General features: G+C 73.9%; 22 protein-coding genes and 1 pseudogene. 12 read left to right on the top strand and 11 right to left on the bottom strand.

Features of this window, described 5'->3' with window-relative positions; all coding sequences use genetic code 11:
• Positions 1–222 precede the first annotated feature (222 nt).
• Positions 223–2469: a choice-of-anchor P family protein gene (locus IEW03_RS17295; RefSeq protein WP_188524950.1), complete on the top strand. Its 2247-nt coding sequence runs from the start codon at positions 223–225 to the stop codon at positions 2467–2469.
• 75 nt (positions 2470–2544) lie between these two features.
• On the opposite strand, the gene IEW03_RS17290 is transcribed toward IEW03_RS17295, so the two are convergent.
• A complete protein-coding gene (locus IEW03_RS17290) occupies positions 2545–3102 on the bottom strand; it encodes a TetR/AcrR family transcriptional regulator (protein WP_188524949.1) in 558 nt (185 codons plus the stop codon).
• A gap of 128 nt (positions 3103–3230) precedes the next feature.
• Between IEW03_RS17290 and IEW03_RS17285 the strand changes: the two genes are divergently transcribed.
• Complete coding sequence (locus IEW03_RS17285; RefSeq protein WP_188524948.1) at positions 3231–5096, top strand: ABC transporter ATP-binding protein; 1866 nt, start codon at positions 3231–3233, stop codon at positions 5094–5096.
• 220 nt (positions 5097–5316) lie between these two features.
• Here IEW03_RS17285 and IEW03_RS17280 read toward each other — a convergent pair whose 3' ends face one another.
• Positions 5317–5727, bottom strand: a complete 411-nt coding sequence (locus tag IEW03_RS17280; protein ID WP_188524947.1) for a RidA family protein — start codon at positions 5725–5727, stop codon at positions 5317–5319.
• 82 nt (positions 5728–5809) lie between these two features.
• Here IEW03_RS17280 and IEW03_RS17275 point away from each other — a divergent pair, with 82 nt between their 5' ends.
• From IEW03_RS17275 to IEW03_RS17260, 4 genes are all read left to right on the top strand, one after another.
• Entirely contained in the window at positions 5810–6196 is a 387-nt protein-coding gene (locus IEW03_RS17275; protein WP_229738396.1) for a winged helix-turn-helix transcriptional regulator, read from the top strand.
• Between the two features lie 52 nt (positions 6197–6248).
• Positions 6249–6587, top strand: a complete 339-nt coding sequence (locus tag IEW03_RS17270) for a metal-sensitive transcriptional regulator (RefSeq protein WP_188524945.1) — start codon at positions 6249–6251, stop codon at positions 6585–6587.
• A gap of 24 nt (positions 6588–6611) precedes the next feature.
• Positions 6612–6986 carry a heavy-metal-associated domain-containing protein gene (locus IEW03_RS17265; RefSeq protein ID WP_188524944.1) on the top strand — a complete coding sequence of 125 codons (375 nt, stop codon included), beginning with the start codon at positions 6612–6614 and terminating at the stop codon, positions 6984–6986.
• Between the two features lie 94 nt (positions 6987–7080).
• Positions 7081–9483: a heavy metal translocating P-type ATPase gene (locus IEW03_RS17260; RefSeq protein WP_188524943.1), complete on the top strand. Its 2403-nt coding sequence runs from the start codon at positions 7081–7083 to the stop codon at positions 9481–9483.
• Here the strand turns inward: IEW03_RS17260 and IEW03_RS17255 are convergent.
• From IEW03_RS17255 to IEW03_RS17240, 4 genes are read right to left on the bottom strand one after another with little or no spacing between them, the layout of a single operon-like run.
• Positions 9450–10235: an ABC transporter permease gene (locus tag IEW03_RS17255; RefSeq protein WP_188524942.1), complete on the bottom strand. Its 786-nt coding sequence runs from the start codon at positions 10233–10235 to the stop codon at positions 9450–9452. The two genes, IEW03_RS17260 and IEW03_RS17255, sit on opposite strands and share 34 nt — an antisense overlap.
• Positions 10232–11218: an ABC transporter ATP-binding protein gene (locus IEW03_RS17250; protein WP_188524941.1), complete on the bottom strand. Its 987-nt coding sequence runs from the start codon at positions 11216–11218 to the stop codon at positions 10232–10234. Before IEW03_RS17250 ends, IEW03_RS17255 begins: the two co-directional genes overlap by 4 nt.
• The gene (locus IEW03_RS17245; protein WP_188524940.1) at positions 11215–11514 is read right to left on the bottom strand and encodes a transcriptional regulator; all 300 of its coding nucleotides are present in this window, start codon (positions 11512–11514) and stop codon (positions 11215–11217) included. The genes IEW03_RS17250 and IEW03_RS17245 overlap by 4 nt, the downstream gene beginning before the upstream one ends.
• On the bottom strand, positions 11507–12208 hold the full coding sequence (locus IEW03_RS17240) for a hypothetical protein (protein ID WP_188524939.1): 702 nt from the start codon (positions 12206–12208) through the stop codon (positions 11507–11509). The genes IEW03_RS17245 and IEW03_RS17240 overlap by 8 nt, the downstream gene beginning before the upstream one ends.
• 44 nt (positions 12209–12252) lie before the next feature.
• Here IEW03_RS17240 and IEW03_RS17235 point away from each other — a divergent pair, with 44 nt between their 5' ends.
• From IEW03_RS17235 to IEW03_RS17225, 3 genes are read left to right on the top strand one after another with little or no spacing between them, the layout of a single operon-like run.
• Positions 12253–13194 (top strand): SPFH domain-containing protein, encoded by a 942-nt coding sequence (locus IEW03_RS17235; RefSeq protein ID WP_188524938.1) that lies wholly within the window; start codon positions 12253–12255, stop codon positions 13192–13194.
• Entirely contained in the window at positions 13191–13445 is a 255-nt protein-coding gene (locus IEW03_RS17230; protein ID WP_229738395.1) for a type II toxin-antitoxin system antitoxin, read from the top strand. The genes IEW03_RS17235 and IEW03_RS17230 overlap by 4 nt, the downstream gene beginning before the upstream one ends.
• The gene (locus IEW03_RS17225; RefSeq protein ID WP_308808242.1) at positions 13442–14281 is read left to right on the top strand and encodes a CPBP family intramembrane glutamic endopeptidase; all 840 of its coding nucleotides are present in this window, start codon (positions 13442–13444) and stop codon (positions 14279–14281) included. The genes IEW03_RS17230 and IEW03_RS17225 overlap by 4 nt, the downstream gene beginning before the upstream one ends.
• 108 nt (positions 14282–14389) lie before the next feature.
• Here the strand turns inward: IEW03_RS17225 and IEW03_RS17220 are convergent, their stop codons facing one another.
• The 4 genes from IEW03_RS17220 to IEW03_RS17205 are packed head-to-tail and all read right to left on the bottom strand — an operon-like array spanning position 14390 to position 19844.
• The gene (locus tag IEW03_RS17220; protein WP_188524937.1) at positions 14390–16072 is read right to left on the bottom strand and encodes a dipeptide ABC transporter ATP-binding protein; all 1683 of its coding nucleotides are present in this window, start codon (positions 16070–16072) and stop codon (positions 14390–14392) included.
• On the bottom strand, positions 16069–17154 hold the full coding sequence (locus IEW03_RS17215; protein ID WP_188524936.1) for an ABC transporter permease: 1086 nt from the start codon (positions 17152–17154) through the stop codon (positions 16069–16071). The genes IEW03_RS17220 and IEW03_RS17215 overlap by 4 nt, the downstream gene beginning before the upstream one ends.
• Positions 17154–18197, bottom strand: a complete 1044-nt coding sequence (locus IEW03_RS17210; RefSeq protein ID WP_229738394.1) for an ABC transporter permease — start codon at positions 18195–18197, stop codon at positions 17154–17156. The genes IEW03_RS17215 and IEW03_RS17210 overlap by 1 nt, the downstream gene beginning before the upstream one ends.
• Before the next feature lie 9 nt (positions 18198–18206).
• Positions 18207–19844: an ABC transporter substrate-binding protein gene (locus IEW03_RS17205; RefSeq protein WP_188524934.1), complete on the bottom strand. Its 1638-nt coding sequence runs from the start codon at positions 19842–19844 to the stop codon at positions 18207–18209.
• A gap of 209 nt (positions 19845–20053) precedes the next feature.
• Between IEW03_RS17205 and IEW03_RS17200 the strand changes: the two genes are divergently transcribed.
• From IEW03_RS17200 to IEW03_RS20685, 3 genes and pseudogenes are all read left to right on the top strand, one after another.
• Positions 20054–22840 (top strand): lysylphosphatidylglycerol synthase transmembrane domain-containing protein, encoded by a 2787-nt coding sequence (locus IEW03_RS17200; protein ID WP_188524933.1) that lies wholly within the window; start codon positions 20054–20056, stop codon positions 22838–22840.
• 38 nt (positions 22841–22878) lie between these two features.
• Entirely contained in the window at positions 22879–24273 is a 1395-nt protein-coding gene (locus IEW03_RS17195) for an ATP-binding protein (protein WP_229738393.1), read from the top strand.
• Positions 24274–24836: 563 nt separating this feature from the next.
• A pseudogene (locus tag IEW03_RS20685) lies at positions 24837–25133 on the top strand (helix-turn-helix domain-containing protein); the annotation flags it as partial.
• Positions 25134–25247: 114 nt separating this feature from the next.
• On the opposite strand, the gene IEW03_RS17185 reads toward IEW03_RS20685, so the two are convergent.
• Positions 25248–26489, bottom strand: coding sequence for an MFS transporter (locus IEW03_RS17185; RefSeq protein WP_188524932.1), 1242 nt, complete (start codon positions 26487–26489; stop codon positions 25248–25250).
• Between the last annotated feature and the right edge of the window lie 61 nt (positions 26490–26550).

Below are 26550 nucleotides of genomic sequence, written 5' to 3'. Positions count from 1 at the left end.
TGCTCGCCCGCGTCGGCACGACGTGCTCGACCCCGGCGGGACGGCGCGACGTGCTCGCGCGCCCGCCCCGGTCGTGGCCGTCATGCGCCCGGGAGGCCGCAGGCCCTCGGGTGTCGGCGCGCGCCGGCAGGCGGGCGCGGGGGTGACCGACGACGGGTGACCGGCGACGGGACCCGCGACGGCACGGCCGCACGACGACCATGCCGGACGGAGTACCGACCCATGTCACCCAGCATCCGACGCCGCAGGCGGCACGACAGGCGCAGGCCACGCGCGCTCGTCGGCGCGCTCGCCCTCCTGGCCCTCGCCCTCCCGACGACCGCCGCGACCGCGGCACCCGACCCCGGGCCCGCCCCGGACGCCGACGAGCGCGCGCTCGTCGCCCAGGCCGAGGACGACGGCCCGATCACCGTCGTCGTCGAGCTCCGCGACGACCGGGAGCGCGGCCGCGACGTCCGCACGCGGAACCTGGCGGCCGACGTCGGCGCACGGACCGTGCGCACGTACGACGCGTTCCCGTACGCCGCGATGCGCGCCGACGCCGACGCGATCCGCTCCCTGGCGACGTCGCCCGACGTCGCGAAGGTGCACCCGAACCGCACGTACCGCCCGACCCTCGACTCGAGCACGGCGGTGATCGGCGCGGACGTCGCGCACCGGCGCGGTGTCGACGGCAGCGGGCAGACCGTGGCCGTGCTGGACACCGGCATCGACGGGCAGCACGAGTTCTTCGACGACCGGGTCGTGGCCGAGTCGTGCCACTCGAACGCGTCCGGCCTGGGGCGGACGCTGTGTCCCGGCGGCGGGGAGGACGAGTCGGGCCCCGGCTCGGCGGACGCCCTGACCCCCGCCTGCCTGGACGGGGAGGTCTCGATCTGCGACCACGGGAGCCACGTCGCCGGCACCGCTGCGGGCGGTGGCGGCGGCAGCGCCCCGTCGGCGGGGGTCGCGCCGGGCGCCGGGATCATCGCGGTCCAGGTGTTCACCCGCTATGACGATCCCGAGATCTGCGACGGCGTCGCGCCGTGCGTCGCGTCGAACACCGCCGACATCCTCGCGGGCCTGGACGACGTGGCGGCCCTCGCGGGCGAGCACGCCGTCGCGGCCGTGAACCTGAGCCTCGGCAGCCCCGAGAACAACACCGGCCACTGCCCCGGCGACCCCGTCGCGGGGGCCTTCGGCACCCTCGTGGGCGCCGGGGTCGCGCCGGTGGTCTCGGCCGGGAACGAGGGACACCAGGCCGGCGTCGGCAGCCCCGCCTGCGTCGAGGCGGCGGTCACCGTCGGCGCCACGGCCGACGACGACTCGGTCGCCGGCTTCAGCAACCGCGGCGTGCTGCTGGACGTGTTCGCGCCGGGGGTGGACGTCACGTCGTCGGTCCCGACCGCGACCCACGACGCCTACGCACCGATGCAGGGGACGTCGATGGCGGCCCCGCACGTGGCCGGCGCGCTGGCGGTGCTGCGCCAGGAGATGCCCGACGCTTCGGTGGGCGAGCTGGTCGAGCTGCTCCGGGACACCGGCGCCGACGTCACGTACGACAGCGGCGGCACCCCGGTCACCACGCCCCGGATCGACCTGGCCGAGGCCCTGCCCCGCATCCCGACGGTCGTGACCTGGTCGGGGCCGGACGCGGTGGCGAACGGCGCGTCGACCGAGCTGTCCGCCGTGCTGACCGAGGTGTCGGCGGACGGGCCGCCCGTCGCGGGGGCCGAGGTGACGCTGAGCCTCGGCGCCGGGGACGACCGGCAGACCTGCACGGGCGAGACCGACGCCTCCGGCGAGGCCACGTGCACCGTGGTGCCCGACCAGCCGCTGACCGACGACGCCACGCTCCCGGTCGGTGCCGAGTTCGCGGGCGACGACGTCTACGAGCCGTCGTCGACGTCGGACACCGTGCTGCTCGAGCACTACACCGGGCGGGCGTCGGGCCTGAGCGCGAGCGTCGGCCTCCCGCTGCTCGACCTCGAGATCGACCGCGAGCCGGACACGGGGCCGGTCCGGACGGCGCAGGCGACCACCACGGACACGCCGTGCACGCCCTCCGTGGGGGTGCTGGTGCTGCGCGCCGGCGGCCTGTGCCCCGAGGTGACGACGAGCCTCGACCCGGGGACGTCCACCGCGACGTCGTCGGTGGGCGACGTGCGGATCGGCCTGCCGGGCCTGCCGGTGATCGAGGTCGAGGGGCTGACGGCCACGTCGACGAGCACCTGCGCCGACGGCGGCTCGGCCGAGGGTTCGGTCGGCCTGACGCTCAAGGTGGGCGGGAAGACCGTCCCCGTGGACCCGGGCGTCGGCGTCGAGGTCGACCTGCCCGGCGCGGCCCGGATCGTGGTCAACGAGCAGACCCCGGTCCCGGGCGCCGACCACGGGCTCACCGTGAACGCGGTGCACGTGACCGCGCTCGGCGGGCTCGCGGACGTCGTGGTCGGCACGGCCACGAGCGACGTGCACCACTGCGCGGGCTGACTCCACCCGGTCAGACGCGGTCGGACGCCGCCCGCCCCGGGCTGCCCGGGGCGGGCGGCGTCGTGCCGCGAGGGCTCAGGGCGCGACGGCCTTGTCGACGGTGCGCACCAGCATGGGGACGATGTCGTGCCGCGCGGCCTGCCCCTCCCGGAGGGTGGCCCACGCGAGGTACAGCTGCGCCCACACGACGCCGACCACCCACTCCACGTCGAGCTCGGGGTCGATGCTGCCCTCGCGGTGCCCGCGCGCCACGAGCGCGGCGAGCGGGGCGGCGCCCTCCCCGTCGAGGACGGCGTCGGGGACCACACCGGTGAACAGCAGGGTGAGCAGGTCACCGAGCAGCAGGTACTCGGGGCACAGCCGCCGCAGCGCTGCGCGGGCGTCGCCCTCGTCGACCCGGGCGCGGGCGTGCACCTCGGTCAGCCGGGCGACGGTCTCCGCCCCGACCGCGGCGAGCAGCTCGGCCCGGTCGGGGAAGTACCGGTGGAGCGTCGTCCGCCCGACGCCGGCGGCGTCCGCTATCTGTCCGAGCGAGGCCGCGGAGTCGCGCGCGAGCTCCCGTACCGCGGCCTCGACGATCGCCCGCCGGGTGCGCGCGCGGGCACCGGTCTCGATCTCCTGCGCCTCCGTCATGCGGCGAACGCTACACCCGGGAATGGATCACTTCTTGACCATGTTGGAACATCAATGTTCCACTTCGGGGCAGATCGTTCCGACAACTGGTCGTCAACCAGGGTTGACGAAACTGAGGAGTGTCAATCATGGTTGACAGCATGCCCGCCACCGACCCACGGCCCCCCGCCCCAGGCCCCGACGCGCCCGACGGCGGCTCCGCCGCTCCCGCACGATCCGGCCGCGAACGCCTGCGCATCCTGCTCGGCTTCGTCCGCCCGCACCGCCGCACCCTCGCCCTCGGCCTCGTGCTCGGCCTCCTGGCGACCGCGATGAGCCTCGCCACGCCGATGGTCACCAAGTGGGTGCTGGACACGCTGTCCACGGGGGCGTCGATGGGCGGGCCGGTCACCTGGCTGGTGGCCCTGATGGTCGTCGGCTCGGTGGTGGGGCTGTTCCAGTGGATCCTGCTCGGCCGGCTCGCCGAGGACGTCGTCTACGAGGCGCGCTCGTCGATCGTCACGCGCTACCTGCGGGCGCGCGTCGGCGCCATCACCTCCAAGCCGGCGGGCGAGCTGGTCACCCGGGTCACCTCCGACACGCTGCTGCTGCGCGAGGCGACGTCGAACAGCCTGGTCAGCCTGGTCAACGGGTTCATCTCCCTGGTCGGCACGCTCGTGCTCATGGCCGTGCTCGACCTCACGCTGCTCGGCTCCACCGTCGCGGCGATCGTCGTCGTGGCGGTCGCGATGGCGCTGCTGCTGCCGGGCATCGGCAAGGCCCAGCACCGCACGCAGGAGGCGGTCGGGCGCCTGGGCGGCGCGGTCGAGGGCGCGGTCCGCGCCGTACGGACCGTCAAGGCGAGCGGCGCCGAGGAGCGCCAGGGCCGCAAGATCCTCGACGACGCCCAGGAGGCACGGAAGCACGCGGTGACGGCGGTGAAGACGGAGGCCGTCGCCTGGACCGTCTCGTGGAGCGGCATCCAGCTCGCGATCATCGTCATCCTCGGCCTGGGCGCGTGGCGGGTCTCGCAGGACCTGCTCGCCGTCTCCAGCCTGGTCGCGTTCCTGCTGTACGCGTTCAACATCGTGGGCCCGATCTCGGAGCTCACCCAGGCGTTCACCACCCTGCAGTCCGGGCTCGCCGCCGCCGAGCGCATCCGCGAGGTGGAGCAGCTCGAGCTCGAGGAGGACGACGACCGCCCCGTCGCCACGGGCTCCACGACCGCCGACGGCGGGACCGGGACCGACCGGCCCGTGCTCGTCCTGGACGGGGTCACCGCCGGCTACCGGGCGGAGACGCCGGTGGTGCACGACGTCTCGCTCGAGGTGCCGCGCCGCGGGCACGTGGCGCTCGTCGGCCCGTCGGGCGCGGGCAAGACGACGCTGCTCGCCCTGCTGCTGCGGTTCCTCGAGCCCGACGCCGGCGAGCTGCGCCTCGACGGCACGCCCTACCGGGAGCTGAGCCACGCGGCCGTCCGCGCGCGGTTCGCGTACGTCGAGCAGGAGACGCCCGTCGTGCCCGGAACGATCCGGGAGAACCTCCTGTTCAGCCGGCCGGACGCCCCCGAGGAGCGCGTCCGCGAGGTGCTGGCCGCCGTCCGCCTCACCGACGACCTGGAGCACCTGCCCGACGGCCTCGACACGTCCCTCGTGTCGTCCGCCGTCTCCGGCGGGCAGCGGCAGCGCATCGCGCTCGCCCGCGCCCTGCTCAAGGAGCCGGACGTGCTGCTGCTGGACGAGGCGACGTCACAGGTGGACGGCCTCACCGAGGCCGCGATCCACGACGCCATCCGCTCGCACGCCCGCCGCGGCGCGGTCGTCACCGTCGCGCACCGCCTGTCCACCGTGCTCGACGCGGACACCATCCTCGTCATGGAGGGCGGCCGCGTCCGCGCGCGGGGCACCCACGAGGAGCTGCACGCCGCCGACGAGCTCTACCGCGACCTGGTCGCCGCCCTGCGCATCGCCGTCGACGCCGCGCCGGACTCCGCCGAGGAGCCCGCCCCCGCCTGATGCGCGGGGGCGGCCGTCCACAGGGACCGCTCCCCGTCGGCCGGGTCCAGGTCGTCTGGCATCCTGATCTGCGCAACGACCGACCGTCAGAGGTCGACGGAGCGGACGTTCGACGTCCAGCCCGGGCGCGCGGTACGCCGACATGACGCAGCGCCCGCTGTGGGCCGACCAGGGTGGGGTCGAGCTCGCGTCGCGACGGCCTTCTCGTCGCGCCCGCTCCCTAGTCGAGGACCGCGTACGCCTCGATCTCGACGAGCACGTCGGGCTCGAAGAGGATCTCGACGCCGATGAGCGAGACGGGCGGCCACGGCTGCGGGAGGCCGAGCTCGTCGGCGACCCGGTCGATGCCGGCGAGGAGGTCGCCGTACCTGTCGGGGTGCCACTGCGTGACGAAGAAGCGCAGGCGGACGACGTCGGCGAAGCCGGCGCCGGCGCCGGCGAGGCCCCGGGCGACGTTCCGCAGGGCCTGTTCGACCTGCCCCGCGAGGTCGCCCGGCGCGATGCTCCGGCCGTCGGCGTCGCGGGCGATCTGCCCGGCCACGTGCACCTGCCGCGTGCCGGTGGCGGTCGCGACGTGGTGGTACGGGACCGGCTGGAACATGCCTTCGGGGGTGTGGAGCTCGACGGCCACGGAGTGTCCTCTCGTCGGGATGGTCGGTAGGTATCCGATGTCTACCTTGTATCCGAAAGACACCTCAACGAGACTAGGTGTCGTGACCGAGACCGCCCCGGCGACCGCCCCGCCCGCACTCACCGCGGCCCACCGCGAGCTGCTCGACCAGGTGCTCGACAAGTGGTCGCTGCAGGTCCTCGACTCCCTGTGCGAGCAGCCGCAGCGGTTCAACGAGCTGCGCCGGAGCGTCCCGGCAGTGACGCAGAAGTCGCTCACGTCGACCCTCCGGCGCCTGGAGCGCAACGGGATGGTCGAGCGGCTGGTCGTGCGGTCGCGGCCGGTCGCGGTCCAGTACCGGATCACCCCGCTCGGCACCACCCTCCAGGACCTGGTGGACGCCCTCCTGCACTGGACGGCGGTCACGCTGCCCGACGTCGAGGACGCCCGGTCGCGGTACGACGCGGAGGTCTTCGGCGACGCACCCTGACCGCCGTGGCGCCCCGACGCGGCCCTTACCCCTCAGGGGTATGCTGGACCGCATGACCGAGACGACTGCTCCCGCCCCACCCGCTCCCGTCGGGCACGCCCACAACGGTCCGCACGGCTACGCCTCCGACAAGGAGGCCTACCTCAAGCGCATGCGCCGCATCGAGGGCCAGGTCCGCGGCATCGCGCGCATGATCGACGAGGACGTGTACTGCATCGACATCCTCACGCAGGTCTCCGCGGTGACGAAGGCGCTGCAGGCGGTGTCGCTCGGGCTCGTCGAGGACCACCTGGGCCACTGCGTCGTCGACGCCGCACGCTCCTCCGAGGCCGAGGGCGCCGCCAAGGTCAAGGAGGCGGCCGACGCCATCGGCCGCCTCGTCCGCAGCTGACCCCGAACCCCTGAAGGAGCACCCATGAGCACCGTCACCACCCTGGGCGTCACCGGGATGACCTGCGGCAACTGCGTCGCGCACGTCACGAAGGACGTGTCGGCCGTGGCCGGCGTCGAGGACGTCAGCGTCGAGCTGCACGCCGGCGGCACCTCCGAGGTCACCGTCTTCTCCGACGCCCCGCTCGACGAGGGCGCGCTGCGCGAGGCCGTCGACGAGGCCGGCTACGACGTCGCGTCGTTCGCCGTGCAGAACGACGCGCTGGCCGCCCAGCAGGCCGCCCAGGCGTCCGCCCGCCAGGAGGCGCACAACCGCGCCTGCGGCTGCGGCTCCGCGGAGGCCGGCACCGCCGCACCCGCCACGAAGACCTACGACCTGTCGGTCCCGCCGCGCGCCTGACCGACCCGACCACCACGCCGCGACGCCAGGCCCCCTGACCCGCGGCCCCGCCCCGACCCGCCCAGCCCTGCCCAGCCCACGTCCGGAGCCGCCCATGTCCGCCCCCGCCGGCACGCCACCGGTCCACGAGGTCGAGCTGGCGATCGAGGGCATGACCTGCGCGTCGTGCGTGGCCCGGGTCGAGAAGCGCCTCAACCGCGTCGACGGCGTCAGCGCCACCGTGAACCTGCCGCTCGAGACCGCGCACGTGGAGCTCACGGCGCCGGTCGACGACGCCGCACTGGTCGAGGCCGTCGAGAACGCCGGCTACGCCGCGCGCGTCACGTCGCGTCGTGACGTGAGCCCGCCGGCGGCCACCGACCGCGGCGCCGACCTGCGCAGCCGGCTGGTCGTCTCCGCCGTCCTCACGGTGCCGGTCGTGGCCCTGTCGATGGTGCCCGCGCTGCAGCTCACCGGCTGGCAGTGGGTGGTCGCGGCGCTGACGCTGCCGGTCGTGACGTGGGGCGCGTGGCCGTTCCACGCGGCGGCGGCCCGGGCGGCCCGGCACGGGGCGTCGACGATGGACACGCTGGTGGCCCTCGGCGTCGTGGCCGCCACGGTGTGGTCGCTGTGGGCCCTCACCCTGGGCGGCGCGGGCGAGCTCGGCATGCGGATGCGGCCGTCGCTCGTGCCGTCGGCGTCCGGCGGCACCCCCGAGCTGTACTTCGAGGTCGCGGCCGTCGTCACGACGTTCCTCCTCGCCGGCCGCTACGCCGAGCACCGCGCCCGGCGCCGCGCGGGCGACGCGCTGCGGACGCTGCTCGAGCTCGGGGCCAAGGACGCGGAGCGGGTGCGGACCGCGGCGGACGGCTCGGCCGCCGTCGGGCCGGACGGCGCGCGCCTTACCGAGCGGGTGCCCGCCGCCTCGCTCGCAGTCGGCGACCTGTTCGTCGTGCGGCCAGGAGAGAAGGTCGCCACGGACGGCGAGGTGGTCGAGGGCACCAGCGCCGTCGACGCGTCCCTGCTCACGGGCGAGCCCGTGCCGGTGGACGTCGGCCCGGGCGACGCCGTGACCGGCGCGACCGTCAACGCGTCCGGCCACCTGGTGGTGCGGGCCACCCGCGTGGGCGAGGAGACGACGCTCGCGCAGATCGGGCGGCTCGTCGCCCGGGCGCAGACCGGCAAGGCCCCGGTCGCCCGGCTGGCGGACCGGATCTCGGCCGTGTTCGTGCCGGTCGTGCTCGGGCTGTCCGTGCTCACGCTGGCGGGCTGGCTGCTGGCCGGCGCGGACCTGCAGATGGCGTTCACCGCCGCCGTGGCCGTGCTGATCATCGCGTGCCCCTGCGCCCTCGGCCTCGCGACGCCCACCGCGCTGCTGGTCGGCACCGGCCGCGGCGCCCAGCTCGGCATCCTCATCAAGGGCCCGGAGATCCTCGAGTCCACGCGCCGCATCGACACCGTGGTGCTCGACAAGACCGGCACCGTCACCGTGGGCCGCATGCAGGTGGAGCGCGTCGTCGCCGGCCCCGCCGGGGAGCAGGAGGTGCTGGCCTACGCCGGCGCCGTCGAGGCGCTCAGCGAGCACCCGATCGCGCACGCGGTCGCGGAGGCGGCCCGCACCTCGGCCCCCCGGTCGGAGGCGGGGACGGGGGCCGACGGCGTGTCGATCGGCGCGCTGCAGGCCTTCGGCTTCGCGGCCACGCCCGGCGGTGGGGTCGAAGCAGTCGTGCGGCGCGCGCACTCCGGGCTGACGGGCCTCGCGGCCGACGGCGGCCTCAACGCCCGGCGCGTCCTCGTGGGGCAGCCGTCGTGGTTGGCCGGCCAGGGCGTCGCGCTCCCCGACGACCTCGCGCGGGCGTTCGCCGACGCGGAGGCCACCGGCGCCAGCGCCGTCGTCGTCGCCTGGGACGGCGCGGCCCGCGGCGTGATCGTGCTGCGCGACCCGGTCAGGGCGACGTCCGCCCGGGCGGTCGCGGAGCTGCGCGACCTCGGGCTGCGGCCCGTGCTGCTCACCGGCGACGGCGAGGGCGCGGCCCGCGTCGCCGCCCGGGAGGTGGGCATCGCGGACGAGGACGTGGTCGCCCGTGTGCTGCCGCAGGACAAGGCCGCCGTCGTCGCCCGGCTCCAGGGCGAGGGGTGCGTCGTGGCGATGGTGGGCGACGGCGTCAACGACGCCGCCGCCCTCGCCACCGCCGACCTGGGGCTCGCCATGGGCACCGGCACCGACGTCGCGATCGAGGCCAGCGACATCACGCTGGTGCGCGGCGACCTGCGCTCCGCGCCGGCGGCCGTCCGGCTGTCCCGGCGCACGCTGCGCGTGATCCGGCAGAACCTGTTCTGGGCGTTCGCGTACAACGTGGCGGCCATCCCGCTCGCCGCGGCCGGGCTGCTCAACCCGATGATCGCCGGCGCCGCCATGGCCGCCTCGTCGGTCATCGTGGTCGGCAACTCGCTCCGCCTCCGCCACGCCGGGGAGCTGCCGGGTCAGCGGAAGCGGCGGCCCTCGTCGCGGCGGTAGGCGCCCACGGCCAGGGCTGCGAACAGCACGGTCCAGCCCAGCAGCACCGGCCAGGCCAGCCCGTAGGCCGGCTCCCCGGTGAGCGCCTGCACCAGCAGGTCACGACCCGCCCGGGTCGGCGTCGCCTGCGAGATGGCGTCCAGCCACGGCGGGAACATCATCGGCGGCAGGAACAGCCCGCCGGCGAACGCCAGCGGGAACAGGATGACCTGCACGACGGGCAGCGCCGCCTTGGCCGTCAGGGAGTACCCCACGGCCATGCCGAGCAGCACGAACGGCACGGAGCCCAGCAGGATCATCCCGGTCCCGGCGAGCAGCTGCGACCCGGTGACCGACGCCGACGTGAACAGCCACGCGACCAGGACGAGCGGCACCAGCCCGAACAGCGCGAAGACCGCGCCGTTGACGATGCGTGCCACCATCCGCGGCCCCGGGCCGGCGGGCAGGGAGCGCACGAACGGGTCGAACGGCAGCTGGCGGTCCTCCGCCACGCCCAGCCCGTAGGTGAACAGGCTCGCCGAGCAGACGGCGAAGAACGACAGCCCGGCGACCGCCATCGTCGCCCACGCCGGGTTCTCGGCCACCTCCCGCTGGGGCACGACGAAGAAGAACATCGCGAGCGCCGGGAACAGCATGTTGCCCAGCACCGCCATCGGGATCCGGACGGTCTCGAGGAACTGGAACCTCAGGTGCAGCCAGGTCAGCCGCACCGGGCCCACGACCGGCGTCGCGGCGGGCGTGGTCGTGGTCATCGGACCGCTCCTTCGATGCTGGGTGAGCTCTCGGGCGTGCTCTCGGGCGTGCTCTCGGGCGCCACCATCTCGGCGAACGCCTCCTCCAGGCTCGCGCCGCGGATCTCCAGGTCGCGGAACTCGACGTCCGAGACCACGAGGTCGCGCACCAGCACGTCCGCGTCGGGGGTGAACAGCTCCTGCCGCTCGGGCGGCGCCCCGTCGACGGGCCGCGACCGGACCACGCCGGCCCAGGTGGACAGGTCGGCGGGCGCGGTGAGCACGACCCGCCGCAGCGCGACGCGCCGCAGGACGGCGTCCAGGGAGTCGTCGGCGCGGACGGCGCCGCGGTCGATGACGACGACGCGCCGGGCGAGCGCCTGCACCTCCTCGAGGTAGTGGCTGGTCAGCAGCACGGTGCCGCCGCCGGCGTGGTACTGGCGGATCGCGTCCCACAGCGCCTGGCGGGCGGAGACGTCGAGGCCGGTGGTCGGCTCGTCGAGCAGCACGACGCGCGGGCGCCCCACGAGGGACAGCGCGATCGCCAGCCGGCGCTTCTGGCCGCCGGACAGCGCGCCGGTCTGCTTGCGCGCCAGGTCGGTGAGGCCGAACTGCTCCAGGAGCTCCGGTGTGGGCACCGGGTCCGGGAAGTGGCCGCCGACGAAGTCGGCCACCTCCCCCACGCGCAGGGTGGGCGGCAGCCCGGTCTCCTGCGGCGTGACGCCGAGCCGGGTGCGCGACCGGGCGTCGCGCGGGTCGCCGCCGAACAGGCGCACGGTGCCCGTGTCGGGCCGGCGCTGGCCGCTCACCAGCGACAGCAGGGTCGACTTGCCCGCGCCGTTGGGGCCGAGCAGGCCCACGATCTCGCCGGGGCCGACGTCGAGGGACACGTCGTCGAGGGCGACGACGTCACCGAAGCGGCGCGTCACGCCGTGCACGGCGACCGCCTCCCCGGAGGTGGTGGGCGGGCGGCTCAGGGTCTCCGCGGTCGGTTCGGCACTCATGCGCCGGCTCCTTTCAGCAGCCCGGTGAGGGCCTGGGTGTAGTCCTCGAACGCGCGCCGACCCTGGGGGGTGAGCGCGAGGTAGGTGACCGGCTTGCGGCCGGCGTGGGTCTTGGACTGCCGGACGTACCCGGCGTCCTCGAGCTTGCGCAGGTGGGTGGACAGGTTCCCGGCGGTCATGTCGAGCAGCTGCTGCAGCCGGGGGAAGGTGATCTCGTCGTCGGCGCCCAGGGTGGCGAGGGTGGCGACGACGCGCAGCCGCGCCGGGGCGTGGATGACGGCGTCGAGCTCAGCCATCGGTGCGGTCCTGCTCGACGGCCCCCGCGGCGACGTGCCCTGCCCGTGCCCGCCGCCGGCGCCGGGTCTCGACCACCTGCCACACGAGGGTGATGACGAGGAAGCCGCCTCCGCCGAGGAACGCCATCACCAGGTAGGTGGTCGGCATCCCGACGACGGTCGCCACGGCGCCGGTGAGCACGATCCACACGCCGAGGACGTACAGGCTGACGTCCGCGAAGCAGGCGGCGCCCGTGAGGTACATGATCCCGACGATCATGCAGGCGAGGGCGTTCGCGACCAGCCCGATCACCTCGTCGGAGGCGCCGGCGCGACCGAGGCCCCCGATGATGAACGGGTAGGCGACGAAGGCGACGAACCACGCGGAGCCCCACAGCGCCCCGGCAAGGCGGCTCGCGCCCCGCGTCCCGGCCGTGCGGCGCACGCTGTGCACGATCGTGACGACCACCGCCGTGGCGAGCAGGACGCCGAAGACCACGAACGCGGGGGCGCTCGGGATCCCCTCCGAGCCGCGGGCGCCCGACCACAGCACCAGGTAGCCGACGAGCCACGCGACCCCCCAGAGCAGGCAGAGCAGGCGGCCGTCCGGCTCGAGGCCGGAGCGCGCGCGCTCCTGCTGCTCGCGGATGAGCCGCAGCGACTCGGCCGCTGCCAGCTCGGGGCCGTCGTGCGGCCGGTCGGGGGACGAACTCATCGATACCTCACAGAGAACTTTGCGTTGCAAACTTGTTTGCCATCGTGCCACGCCATCAGCCCGGCCACAACCCCCGAGTTCGCACCGACCGCCCCGTCGGCCACGCCGGCACCCGCGTGGACGTCGAGGAGCGCCGGGCCTGGTCGCTCGGCGCGGGCGGCGCGGTGCTCGCCTTCGTCGTCGCGCTCGCCGTCCTCGCGGCCGGCGTCCTCGGCGCCGTCACGAACGACACGCCCGCCATGGTGGGCGTCGCCGCGCTCGGACTGCTCCTCGCGCTGGTGATGCTCAGCGGCATCTCGGTGGTCAGCCCCGGCGAGACGCTCGTCGTGCAGCTCTTCGGCCGGTACCTGGGCACGGTGCGGCGCACCGGCCTCGTCATGACGGTCCCGCTCAGCACCAAGCGGCGCGTGTCCGTGCGCGTGCGCAACTTCGAGACCAGCGAGCTCAAGGTCAACGACGCCGACGGCAACCCGGTCAACATCGCCGCCATCGTCGTCTGGCAGGTGGCCGACACCGCCCGGGCCAGCTTCGCCGTCGAGGACTACGACGACTTCGTCTCCGTGCAGTCGGAGTCCGCGCTGCGGCACGTCGCCATGTCGCACCCGTACGACGGCGGGGACGACGTCGAGTCGCTGCGCGGCGCCACGGAGCTGGTCTCCGGCGAGATCGCCACCGAGGTCGCCGAGCGCGTCGCCGTCGCCGGCGTCGAGGTCGTCGAGGCGCGCATCTCCCACCTCGCCTACGCGCCGGAGATCGCCCAGGCCATGCTGCAGCGCCAGCAGGCCGGCGCGATCATCGCGGCGCGGTCGCGCATCGTCGAGGGCGCGGTGTCCATGGTGGAGAGCGCCCTGCACCGCCTCGAGGCGGACGGCGTCGTGACGCTCGACGACGAGCGCCGCGCCACCATGGTGTCCAACCTGCTCGTGGTGCTCTGCGGCGAGAGCCGCGCCACCCCCGTCGTCAACGCGGGCTCGCTCTACCAGTGACCCCCCGCACCCCGCCCGAGCCCGACGACGCGTCGCCGCCGTCGGGCTCGCGGCGCGCCCGCAAGCAGGTCCTGCTGCGGCTCGACCCCGCGATCCACGACGCCCTGGCCCGGTGGGCGGCCGACGACCTGCGCAGCGTCAACGCGCAGGTCGACCTGCTGCTGCGCCGCGCGCTCAAGGACGCCGGGCGCCTGCCGCGCGACGTCGCACCCACCCGCCGTCCAGGGCGTCCGCCTACGCTGGGCGCGTGACCGCCGTCCCGCCCGCCACGGCCACCGCCGTGGCGCCCGCCACCACGCCGTCCGCACGGCGCCGCACCACCGCCGAGATCTGGATCGTGCTCGGGCTGAGCCTCGGCCAGAGCGGCGTCTACGCGATCGTCAACATCGTCGCGCGGCTCACCGCCGACACGAGGCTCGCCGACCAGACCGCGACGCTCAACGCCAGCCAGTCCGACCGCTCGCTGCTCGACCTCGTCTACCAGCTGCTGGGGATCGCCTTCGCCCTGGTGCCCGTGGCGCTCGCGCTGTACCTGCTCAGCGGGCGGGCGTCGGCCACGTGGACCGGGACGCGGCGGCGCATCGGGCTGGACTGGGGCCTCGACGGCGCCCGGCCGGGTCGCGACGTCGCGTGGGGCTTCGGCCTGGCCGCCGCCATCGGCGTCCCCGGGCTCGCGTTCTACCTGCTGGGCCGCGCGCTCGGCATCACCGTGTCGGTGCAGGCCAGCGCGCTGAACGAGCACTGGTGGACCGTGCCCGTGCTGGTGGTCGCCGCGCTGCAGAACGGGCTGCTCGAGGAGGTCGTCGCCGTCGCCTACCTGCACGAGCGCACCCGCGACCTCGGCTGGCACCGGGCGTGGTTCGTCGTGTGGAGCTCGCTGCTGCGCGGCTCGTACCACCTGTACCAGGGCGTCGGGCCGTTCTTCGGCAACGTCGTGATGGGCGTCGTCTTCGCCTGGTTCTACACCAGCCGGTGGGGGCGCCACCGCGTGCTGCCGCTCGTCGTCGCGCACACGGTGCTCGACGTCGTCGCGTTCGTGGGCTACGCCCTGCTGCCGCAGGACTGGAAGGACGCGCTCGGCCTCTGACCGGCCACAGACGCCCGCCCCGAGACGGCAACGTGCGTGCTGACTCGATCCTCAAAGGTGCTGTTCGAGGATCGAGTCAGCACGCACGTTGCTGGGGGCGGGGACCGCTCAGCCCGCGTGCAGGACGCGCAGCGCCTCGCGACGCTCGGCCTGGGCCACCGGGTCCGGTACGGGCAGCGACGCCAGCAGGCGCCGCGTGTAGTCCTCGTGCGGGCTGCCGAGCACCTGCTCGCCGATGCCCTCCTCGACCAGCTCGCCGCGGTACAGCACCGCGATGCGGTCGGCGAGGAGGTCCACGACGGCGAGGTCGTGCGACACGAACAGGCACGCGAAGCCCAGCTCGCGCTGCAGCTCGGAGAACAGCTCCAGCACGCGGGCCTGCACCGACACGTCGAGCGCCGACGTCGGCTCGTCCGCGATGAGCAGCTCCGGGTCGAGCGCAAGCCCGCGCGCGAGCGACGCGCGCTGGCGCTGCCCGCCCGAGAGCTCGTGCGGGAACCGGTCGCCGTAGCTGCGCGGGAGCTGGACGGCCTCGAGCAGCTCGTCCACCCGGCCCCGCGCCGCCTCCGGCGACGCGAACCTGCCGTGCACGACCAGCGGCTCGGCCACGCACTCGGCGATGGTCAGCAGCGGGTTGAACGACGTGGCCGGGTCCTGGAAGACGAAGCCCAGGCGCGGGCGCATCCCCTTGAGCTGCCGGCCCTTCGCCCCGCGCATCTGGGTGCCGAGCACCTTCAGCGACCCGTCGGACACGGGGGTGAGGCCCGCGATGGCCCGCGCGATCGTCGTCTTGCCCGACCCGGACTCGCCCACCAGGCCCAGCACCTCGCCCGGCCGGATCTGCAGGGAGACGTGGTCGACCGCGGTGAACGCCGGCTGGCGGAAGCGGCCCGGGTACGTGATCGTCAGGCCGTCGGCCTCGACGACCGGCTCGCCGGCCTTCCACTCCTCGGTCCGTGCCGCGGCACGCTCGGCCGCCCGGGCCCGGCCCTCGCCGATCTTCGGCACGGCCTTGAGCAGCGCCTTCGTGTAGTCGGCCTGCGGGTCGGCGAACAGGTCGCCGACCGGCGCCTGCTCCACGAGCTTGCCCTGGTACATCACCGCGACGCGGTCGGCCAGGTCGGCCACCACGCCCATGTTGTGGGTGATGAGGACGATCGCCGTGCCCGTCTCGTCGCGCAGCGTGCGCAGCAGGTCGAGGATCTCGGCCTGCACGGTGACGTCGAGCGCCGTGGTGGGCTCGTCGGCGACGATGAGGCTCGGGTCGAGCACCAGCGCCATCGCGATGACGATGCGCTGCTTCTGGCCGCCCGAGAACTGGTGCGGGTAGTGGTCGACCCGATGCTCCGGGTCGGGGATCCCGACGGTCCGCAGCACCTCGACGGCCCGGGCCCGCGCCTCCTTCTTCGACACGTCGCCGTGCGCCCGGAGGCCCTCGGCGATCTGCCACCCCACCGTGTAGACGGGGTTGAGCACGCTCGACGGCTCCTGGAACACCATCGCGACGTCGCGCCCGCGCGCCGCGCGCAGCTGCGCCGGGGGCACGTTGATGACGTCGGTCGTGCGGCCGTCGCGGCCGGTCAGCACGACGGCGCCGCGGGTGGTGGCGGTGGCCGGCAGGAGGCCGAGGATCGTCTTCGCCGTCACGGTCTTGCCCGACCCGGACTCGCCGACGACGGCGAGCACCTCGCCCGGCTGCACGTCGAGGCTCACGCCGTCGACGGCGCGCACCGGGCCGGCGTCCGTGGCGAAGGAGACCGCCAGGTCGGTGATCGTCGCGACGGCGCTCATGCGTCGTCCCCCTTCTGCTTCGGCTCGGCGGTGTCGACGGGCGCGACGGACGTGTCCGCCTCGACCGACGTCGCGGCGACCGCCCCCGCGACCTTCCGGGAGCGGGCCCGGGACCGCAGGCGCGGGTCGGACAGGTCGTTGAGCGACTCACCCATGAGCGTCATGCCCATCGCGGCCATGACGATCGCCAGGCCGGGGAAGAGCGCCGTCCACCAGATGCCGGACGTGACGTCCGCGACCGCGCGCTGCAGGTCGTACCCCCACTCGGCCGCCGCGGTCGGCTCGATGCCGAAGCCGAGGAAGCCGAGGCCCGCGAGCGTGAGGATCGCCTCCGACGCGTTGAGGGTGATGATCAGCGGCAGCGTGCGCGTGGAGTTGCGCAGCACGTGACGCGTCATGATGCGCCAGTGACCGGTGCCGAGCACGCGCGCCGAGTCGACGAACGCCTCCTGCTTGACCCGCACCACCTCGGCGCGCACCACCCGGAAGTACTGCGGTACGAACACCACGGTGATGGACAGCGCGGCCGCGAAGATGCCGCCCCACATGCTCGACTGCCCGCCCGAGATGACGATGGCGAGCAGGATCGCGAGCAGCAGGGACGGGAACGCGTAGATGGCGTCGGCGACCACCACGAGCATGCGGTCGAGCCAGCCGCCGAAGTACCCGGACACGAGGCCGAGCAGCACGCCCACGACGATCGAGGACGCCACCGCGACGACCACCACGAGCAGCGCCGTGCGCGCGCCCCACACGACGCGGGACAGCACGTCGTACCCGCCGACGGTGGTGCCGAACCAGTGCTCGGCCGACGGCGGCTGCTGGGCGCCGAACGCGCCGTCCAGGTCCCGCAGCTGCGACCAGCCGAACGGGGCCAGCACGGGCGAGAGCACGGCCACCAGCACGAACCCGGCCGTGAGCACGAGGCCCGCGATCAGCATCCCGCGCTGCAGCCCCACGCTCTGGCGCAGCTGGTGCACCACGGGCAGCTTCTTGAACCAGGCGCCCCGGCCCTCGAGGTGCTCGGGGGCTGCGGCAGCGGCGCCGGACGCCTCGGCGCCGGCGATCTCCGGTGCGGTCATCAGTACCTCACCCTCGGGTCGACCAGGGCCGCGATGATGTCGACCAGGAAGTTCGTCACGGCGACGACGACGGCCATCAGCACGACGATCCCCTGCACGGCCACGAAGTCGCGCGCCTGCAGGTACTCGGCGAGCTGGAAGCCCAGCCCGCGCCACTCGAACGTCGTCTCGGTGAGCACGGCGCCCACCAGGAGCATCGCGATCTGCATGCCGGCGACCGTGATGATCGGGATCAGCGCGGGCCGCCACGCGTGCTTGGTGACGAGCCGGCGCTCACCGACGCCGCGCGAGCGGGCGGCGTCGATGTAGTCGGCGCCGAGCGTGCCGATCATGTTGGTGCGCACGAGCCGCAGGAACACGCCGGCGGTGAGCAGGCCCAGCGCGGCGGCGGGCAGCACGGCGTGCGAGACCACGTCGAGGACCACGGCGGGGTCACCGGTGGCGAAGGCGTCGACCAGCATGAAGCCGGAGTCCGCCCCGGCGATCTGCATCTCGATCTCGCCGTCGGTGGACACCCTGCCCGCCACGGGGAACCAGCCCAGCCACACCGAGAAGACGAGCTTGAGCAGGAGGCCGGCGAAGAAGACCGGGGTCGCGTAGGCGAGGATCGCGAGGATGCGCAGGACGGCGTCGGGGAGCCGGTCGCGGAAGTAGCCGCCGACCATCCCGAACGGGACGCCCAGCAGCAGGGCGACGATCACGGCGTAGGTCGCCAGCTCGAGGGTGGCCGTCCCGTACTGGGACAGGACCTCGATCACGGGACGGTTGTCGCTGATCGTGGTGCCGAAGTCACCGGTGAAGATGCCGGTGAGGTACTCCCAGTACTGCACGAGGATCGGCCGGTCGTAGCCGGCGGCGTGGATCCGCTCGGCGAGCTGGTCGGGCGTCAGGCGCCCGCCCAGTGCGGCGGTGATCGGGTCACCCGTCGCGCGCATGAGCACGAAGACGGTGGTGACCAGGATGAACACGGTGGGGATGATGAGCAGGAAGCGCACCAGGATGTAGCGTCCCAGTGCGCTTCCTGCCGAGCTACGCGAGGCCACGGGGCAGGATCAGCCCTTGGCCAGCGCGCCGTAGCGGAACTTGAACGACGCGTCGAGCGTGTCCTCGGCGCCGGTGACGCCGGAACCGACGACCGCCACCTGGTCACCCTGCAGGTAGGGGACGGTGGACAGGTCCTTCGCCTCCTCCTCCTGGATCTGCTCGATGAGCGCCGTGCGCTCCTCCGCGTCGGGCGTCACGGCCTGCTGCTTGATCAGCTTGTCGATCGCGGGGTTCGAGTAGTTGTTGTCGAGGAAGTTGCCCTCGATGAAGAACGGCGAGAGGTAGTTGTCCGCGTCGGAGTAGTCCGGGAACCAGCCGAGCTGGTAGGCCGGGTAGACGTCGGACGTGCGGTCCTTGGAGTACTGCACCCACTCGGTGGTCTGCAGGTTCACCTTGAACAGGCCGCTCTCCTCGAGCTGGTCCTTGATGAGCGCGTACTCGTCGCCCGACGACGGGCCGTAGTGGTCGTTCGAGTACTGCAGGCTGAGCTCGACCGGCTCCGTGACGCCCGCGTCCGCGAGCACCTTCTTCGCCGCGTCCGCGTCCGGGCCGCCCTCGCCGTCGCCGTACATCTCCTTGAGGGGCTCGGTGGCACCGGTCAGGCCCTCGGGCACGAAGGAGTACAGCGGCGTGTAGGTGCCCTTGTAGACCTGCTCGGCGATGGCCTCGCGGTCGATCAGGTGCGCCACGGCCTGGCGGACGGCGAGCGCCTTCTTCTCGTCGGCCTCCGGCTGGCTCGCGCCGAACGGCTGCGAGTCGAAGTTGAACGTGATGTAGCGGATCTCGCCGCCCGGGCCCTTGACGACCTTGACGGAGTCGTCGCCGCCCAGGTCCTCGATGTCGGTGGGCGACAGCGAGCGCCACGCGACGTCGACGGAGCCGTCCTGCACCTCGAGCTTGAGGTTGGACGAGTCGGTGAAGTACTTGACGTTGACCTTGGGGGTCTTCGGGGCGCCGAGCAGGCCCTCGTAACCCTCGTACGCCTCGTATGCGATGAGCTCGTTCAGGGAGTAGCTCGTGATCTTGTACTGGCCGGCGAAGGCGTCGCCGTCGACGATCTCCTGGTCCGGGGTGAGCTCGTCGGGCGAGAAGACGTCCTCGTCCACGATCGGGCCCGCGCTGGTCGACAGGATCTGCGGGAACGTCTGGTCGTTCGGCTGCTTGAGGTGGAAGACGGCCGTGGTCTCGTCGGGCGTCTCGACCTTCTCCAGGTTCTGGAGCAGCGACGACGGGCCGTTCTCGTCCGCGATCTTGAGCTGACGGTCGAACGTGAACTTCACGTCGGACGAGGTCAGGTCGTTGCCGTTGGAGTACTTCAGGCCCGGCTTGAGCTTGACCGTGTACTCCTTGGGCGAGGTGAACTCCGCCGACTCCGCGATGTCCGGCTCCACCTCGGAGCTGCCCTGCGGGTTGTTCATGAGGAACGGGTAGACCTGGAGCATCACGGCGAGCGAGCCGTTGTCGTACGCTCCCGCCGGGTCCAGCGACGTCACCTTGTCGGTGGTGCCGATGGTCAGCGACTCTCCGCCGCCTCCGCCGTCACCGCCGTCGTTCCCGCCGCCGCCGCAGGCGGTCAGTGCCAGTGCTACGGCCGCCGCGCCGGCGGTACCGGCGAGCAGCCTTCGTGAGGCTCGGATCGCACTCATCTTCGGGGGTCCCCTTCTTCTGACGGGCCACAGCATCGACGCCATCGCCCAGGCCACGATGCGGGCGTTTCTAGCACACCGCAGTGTCGCGCAGGTCACGGTCGCCGGTCACAGCCGGACTCGTGATCGCATCGTGATGGGGGAACCTACCACCGCGACTCACCGGATGTCACAGGCCGGGCGGCCCCATACCACCTAGACTCACCGACATGTCCGGAGCGAGCGCCGCGGGTCCCTCGCGCGATCCGTCGCAGGACCCGGCTCCCCCGACAGGCCCGCTGCAGGCCCTGCTGGGACGGGACGTCCCGGGCCGCGACGCCGACCACGACCTCGTGCGCGTCGTCGACACCCCGGAGCCGCGCGTGCGGCACCCCTCCGACATGCTCGGGATGGTGACCAGCGCGCTCGGGATCGCGCTGGTGCTGGTGCTGTCCGTGGTCGCGCACGCCACCACCGAGGGCGTCACGCAGGACGTGCAGACCTTCAACACCCTCCTGGCGCGCATCCTGTTCATCCCGGTCGCGGTGCTGGAGGGCATGGTCACCCTGTTCGTCCCGGTGGCCGTGCTCGTGGAGCTCGGCGTGCGCCGCCTGGGCCGGCAGGTCGTCGAGTCCATCTGCGGCGCGGCGCTGGGCCTGCTGCTGGGCGTCCTGACGGTCGTGATGATCTCCGCCTTCGGCAGCGACGAGCTGATCCGCGGCCTGTCGGTGCGCCGCGACGGGGAGTGGCTGCTGACGATCCCCGGCTACGTCGCGGCGATCGCCGGGCTGCTCACCACCGCGGGCCCGCGCACCCGCCGCCGCACGGTGCGCTGGTCGTGGAACGTGCTGTACCTGGCCCTGTTCATCGTGCTCATCACCGGGCAGGTCTCCCTGCCGGGGATCCTGGTCGCGCTGCTGCTGGGCCGCCTGGCCGGCCAGACCGTCCAGTACGTGTCCGGGGTCCGCAGCGAGCGGGCCTACGGCGCCGACCTCGTCTCCGCCGTCCGCCGGGCCGGCTTCCGGCCGACCCTGCTGGTGCGGGTGCGCGACTCGGCCACCGCCGTCGCCGCCGCCGACCACGTGCCCGACGAGGACGACGCCGCCGCCACGGACGACGAGGACGCCGGGGCCGGCGGGTTCTCGGGCCCGGTCCACGTCGACACCATCGCCTCCTACGACACCGCGGGCGGGCTGGTGACCCCGGTCGACCCGGCCGACGACGCCCGCGCCGGGGAGACGATGGACGCCCTCGGGCGCACCGGCGACGAGGACGCCCCGGGCCACGCGGACGACCTCCCCGACGACTCCCCCGCCGACCCGGCCGCCCTCGCCCTCACGCGCTCCGGCGACAACCGCGTGTACGCCATGTTCACGGGCGACGGACGACGCCGGGACGTGGTCGTGCTCGACGGCGACCGGCACGTCATCGGCACGCTCACCCGCGCCTGGCGGGCCCTGCGGCTGCGCGGCATCGAGGGGCGCACCGCGATCTCCCTCAAGGCCGCGGCCGAGCGCATCGCCCTGCTGTCGTACGCCGCCACGGCCGCGGGCGTGCGCACCCCGCGCCTCGAGGGCATCGGTATCGCCGACGACTCGGTCGTCATGGTGCAGGAGCACGCCGCCGACGCGGTGTCCCTGCGCGACGCGTCCGACGAGCTGCTCGCCGGCGAGCGCGGCGACGCCATCCTCGCCCAGGCGTGGGAGCAGCTGCGGCGCGCGCACGAGGCCGGGCTCACGCACCACGCGCTGACCCCCGACGTGCTGCTGGTGCACCACGACGCGCACGGCGACCCGCACGTGTGGCTCACGGGGTGGGAGCTGGGCGAGATCGCGTCGTCCGTGCTGTCCCGCCGCCTCGACCTCACGCAGATGCTCGCGCTGCTCGCCCTGCGCGTCGGGGCGGAGCGGGCGCTCGCCTCCGCCGTGCGCGCGCTGCCGGACGAGGACATCGCCGCGATCGGGCCGCTGCTGCAGACGATCGCGCTCCCGCCGGCCACCCGGGTCGAGGTGCGGCGGGCCAAGGGCCTGCTCGACGAGCTCCGCGAGGCCCTGGTGGCGCGGCTGCCGCAGGCGGACGTCCAGCCGCAGAACATCACCCGGTTCGGCGCCCGCACGATCATCATGGTGACGCTGACGATCGTCGCCGTCGCCGTGATCGTCACGACGATGAACTTCGAGGAGATCGCGGCGTCGATCGCGGCGGCGAACCCCTGGTGGGTGGCGGCGTCGTTCGCGTTCGGGGCGGTCACCTGGTTCGGCGCGGCCCTCACGTTCTCCGCGTTCTCCCCGGAGAAGCTGCCGTTGTGGCGGGCCACGCTCACGCAGATGGCCGGGTCGTTCGTGGCCCTCGCCGCGCCCGCCGGGATCGGTCCCGCGGCGCTCAACCTGCGCATGCTGACGCGGCGCGGCGTGGCCATGCCGATGGCGGTCGCGACGGTCGCCCTGGTGCAGGTGTCGCAGTTTGTCGTCACCGTGCTGCTGCTGGTGGTCCTGTCGATCCTCACGGGTTCCGGCGGCCTCATCGAGCTGCCGTCGACGACGGTGCTGCTCGCCATCACGGGCGTCGCGCTGGCGGTCGTCGCGACGCTGCTCGTGCCCGCCGTCCGGCGCTGGGCCTGGGAGAAGGCCCGCCCCACCCTGGAGCAGGTGTGGCCGCGGCTGTCGCAGATGCTCGGCCAGCCGGCGCGCCTGGCGCTGGGGCTCGGCGGGAACGTCGTGATGACGCTCGGGTACGTGCTGGCCTTCGACGCGGCGCTGGCGGCGTTCGGCCGGTCGCTCAACCTCGTCGACGTCGCGGTGATCTACCTGGTCGGCAACGCCCTGGGCGCCCTGGTGCCGACGCCCGGCGGCCTGGGCGGCGTCGAGGGCGCGCTCACCGCCGGCCTCACCGCCGCCGGCATCCCGGCGTCCATCGCGTTCTCCGTGACGATGCTGTACCGCGTCGTCACCTACTGGGGCCGCGTACCCATCGGCTGGGTCGCGATGCGGTACCTGGAGCGCAAGGGCGACCTCTGACCTTGTCGGAAGTACTCTAAAGATTTTAGAGTACTTCCATGTACACCAGCGAGGTCGACGACGCCTTGACCGCCGAGGATCCCCTCGCGCGCCTCGCGCAGATGCCTGAGGGGCAGTGGTACGAACGGAAGTCGGGCAGGATCAAGGCACGAGACCTCGCCGTCCCTCTCGTCGCGTTCGCCAATGCCGAGGGCGGCACCGTGCTCGTCGGCATCCACTCCGGCCGGGCCGACGACATCTCCGCACAGCGGATCAACGAGCTGCGGCAGGCCGCACACGATTTCACCCGGCCGGTCGTCAGGCACCGTGTCGAGGAACGAACGACGGCCGAGGGCGCCGCACTGCTCGTCTTCCGGGTCGAGCCCGGCGAGCAGGTCCATGAGACCGCATCGGGCGAGTGCTACCTCCGAGTCGGTGACGAGTCCCGGCGTCTGGGGTTCGCCCAACGACAAGAGCTCGAGTACGACCGTGGGAGCGCGCCCTACGACGGCACGCCCGCAGACCGTGAGCTCGGCGACCTGGATCCCGCACAGGTCGCCCCTTACGCCGCGGACATGGGGGCCTCGGACCCGCATTCGATGCTCCGGGCACGGAGCCTCCTCACACGAGACGGCCGTCTCACCACGGCCGCGTACCTGCTGTTCGCCGAGCATCCCCAAGATCTCTACCCGCACGCCCACGTGCGCGTGCTGCGCTACGCGGGCGTCGAGCGCGGCACCGGCGCCGAGCTCACCCTCGACGAGGACGCAGACATACGGTGCGAAGGATCCATCCCCGCGCAGATCATGTCCGCTGCCTCAACGATGGACCGTCTCGTTCCCAGGCGGCGGTCGCTGGCCGCGAGCGGTCGATTCGAACCGAGCCCGATCGTGCCGCGCGACGCGTGGCTCGAAGGGCTGGTCAACGCGGTGCTGCACCGCTCCTACAGCTCGGTCGGGGACCACGTGCGGGTCGAGATCTTCCCGGACCGTGTCGAGATCTCGAGCCCCGGCAGGTTCCCCGGGCTTGCGAACCCCGCGCATCCCGAGACGATCTCGCGCCATGCCCGCAACCCGCGCATCGCCCGTGTCTGTGCCGACCTGAGAATCGCGCAAGAGCTCGGTGAGGGCATCAAGCGCATCTTTGCGCAGATGCGCCAGCGTGGCCTCACGGACCCGATCTACCTCCAGACGAGCGGATCCGTGCGCCTCGTGCTCGCGGCAGCCGACGCCGTCCCGGAGGACGTGCGTTCGACTCTGCCACGGGGCGCACTCGGCGTCCTTGACGCTCTCCGGCGGGCCGGTCGCCCGCTGGGAACGGGCCAGATCGAGGAGATCGTCGGGATCACCCGGCCGACCGTCGTCAAACACCTCCGAGCGCTGCGGGACGCCGGACTGGTCCGATGGGAGGGCGCTTCGGCGCGCGACCCCCGTGCCACCTGGCATGTGGCATGAGCGCGACGCATTCCCGGACCGACGACGGTAGCGCGGGAGCCTGCGGGGTCTCGTCCGACGCCGCGGCCACGTCGGCGGAAGCGGCGGCGGCAGAGCTGGACCGCGTGCTGGCCGGCCTGCAGTGGCGGTTCGTGGCGCGCTCGCGGCACGAGCTCGCGGCGGGCGAGTGGGTCGAGCACGCGACGGGCGACCCGGCCCTGCTGCTCGTCACCTGCGGCCTGGTGCGGGTGCGCGGCGTGGGCGAGGTCGTCGACCTGGCGCCGGGCGACTTCCTGTTCCTGCCGCACGGGCCCCGGTTCGAGCTGCACGCCCTCTCGGACTCGGCCGTCCGGTGCGTCCAGGTCGCGCCCGTCGGCGCGGGCACGGGCGCGGGCACCCTGCCGGACCACGTGCTCCTCACCGAGCTCCCGCAGTCCGAGCCGACGGCCGCGACGATGTTCCGGACGCTCGTGGAGGACTACCGGACCCCGCGCAGCGTGCTCGGGGACCGGGTGGTCACGCTCGTCGCGTCGATGGCGATCAGCGCCTGGTACGCCCGCGGCTGCGCGCCTGCGCGCTGGCTCATGCAGCGGGAGGACCCGGGCCTGGCGAGCGCCGTCGCCGCGATCCACGCCGACCCGGGCCGGGACTGGACCGTCGACGAGCTGGCGCGGGTCGCGCTCGCCTCCCGGTCCGGCTTCGCCGCCCGGTTCCGCGCGGCGACCGGGCAGACGCCCGGCCGCTACCTCGCGGCGGTGCGGGTCGCCCACGCCCGTTGCCTGCTGACGGCGGGAGACCTCCCCGTCGCGACGGTCGCGCGGCAGCTCGGCTACGGCTCGGACACGGCTCGGACACGGCCTTCGGCCGCGCGTTCCGGCGCCACACCGGCCGCACGCCGTCCGAGTGGCGACGAGCGGCCGGCGCGTCCCCGTCGTCCGGGCCGGCGCCGGCGGGCGAGGTGGACGTGGTGGGCGGGGCCGCGGCTGGCCCCGGCCTCAGCGGGCGGCGCGGGCCGACGCCCGCGTGAGGGTGCTGCGCACGAGGATCCCGCCGGCGACGGCGACCACGGCCGCCACCAGGTAGGCCCAGCCGACGCCCACGGCGTCGACGCCCACCCCGCCGACCGCGGAGCCCAGGATGATCGCCGTCTGGAACCCGGCGACGACCAGCCCGCTGCCCGCCTCGACCTGGTCGGGCAGGACCCGGGTGATCCACACCTGCACGACGTTCAGCACGCCGCCGAACGCCGCGCCCCACACGACCACCGCCGGGTAGGCGAGCACCGGGGCGAAGGCGGCCAGGCCGACGGCGGCGACGCTCACGCCGATCGCCACGGGCACGGCGAGCAGCAGCACCGGCAGGTGCCGGTCGACGAGGGCGCCGATGGCGAAGTTGCCGACCAGCCCGCCGACGCCGAACAGCGCGAGCAGCACCGCGATCGTGCCGACGTCGGAGCCCGGCAGCAGCGACAGCGCCGGGCGCACGTAGGTGAAGCCGACGAAGTGCCCGCCGATGACCGCCACGATGCTCACGACGCCGACGGCGACGCCGGGCGAGCGCAGGGCGCGGCCCATGGCCGACCAGCCGATCCCCGGCGTCGGCGCGATGAGCGGCAGCGCGAGGCGCATGGCGACGGCCGTGACGACGGTCAGCGCCGCGGCCGACCAGAACACGACCCGCCAGCCCGCCGCCGCGCTGATCAGCACCCCGAGCGGCACGCCGGCGACGGTGGCGACCGTCGTCCCCGCGTTGACGATCATCATCGCCCTGCCCACCCGGTCCGCCGCGACGAGCCGCGCCGCGATCACCAACGACATGGACCAGTACCCGCCCAGCGCGGCCCCGAGCAGCAGCCGCGCCACCATGAGGACGCCGATGCTGGGCGCCACCGCGACGAGCACGTTGGAGACGACCGCGCCCAGCGCGAGCACCACCAGCAGCGTCCGCCGGTCGGTGCGGGGGAACATCGAGCTCAGCCCCAGCGCCGTCAGCAGCGCCGTCAGGGCGGTCACGCTGACGGACAGCCCCACCACGCCCTCCGTGACGCCCAGGTCGTGGGCCACCGGCGTCAGCACGCCGGGCGGCAGGAACTCCGCCGTCACCAGGGAGAAGCTGCCGAGGAACATCGTGGCCAGCGCGAGCCACGCCCGCCGGGGCGACAGGGGCGCGGCGCGCCCCGCCGCGGCGCCGGTCGTGGTGCTCGTCGTGCTCGTCGTCTCCGTCGGGTTCGTCGTCATGCTCGTCGCAACAACCCGGGAAGGCGATCGGGCCGACCCGGGCTCCACGCCGTTCGATCCA

The sequence above is a fragment of the Isoptericola cucumis genome (assembly GCF_014635665.1).
Lineage (GTDB): Bacteria > Actinomycetota > Actinomycetes > Actinomycetales > Cellulomonadaceae > Isoptericola > Isoptericola cucumis.
This window is presented reverse-complemented; position numbering and strand designations above follow the sequence as displayed.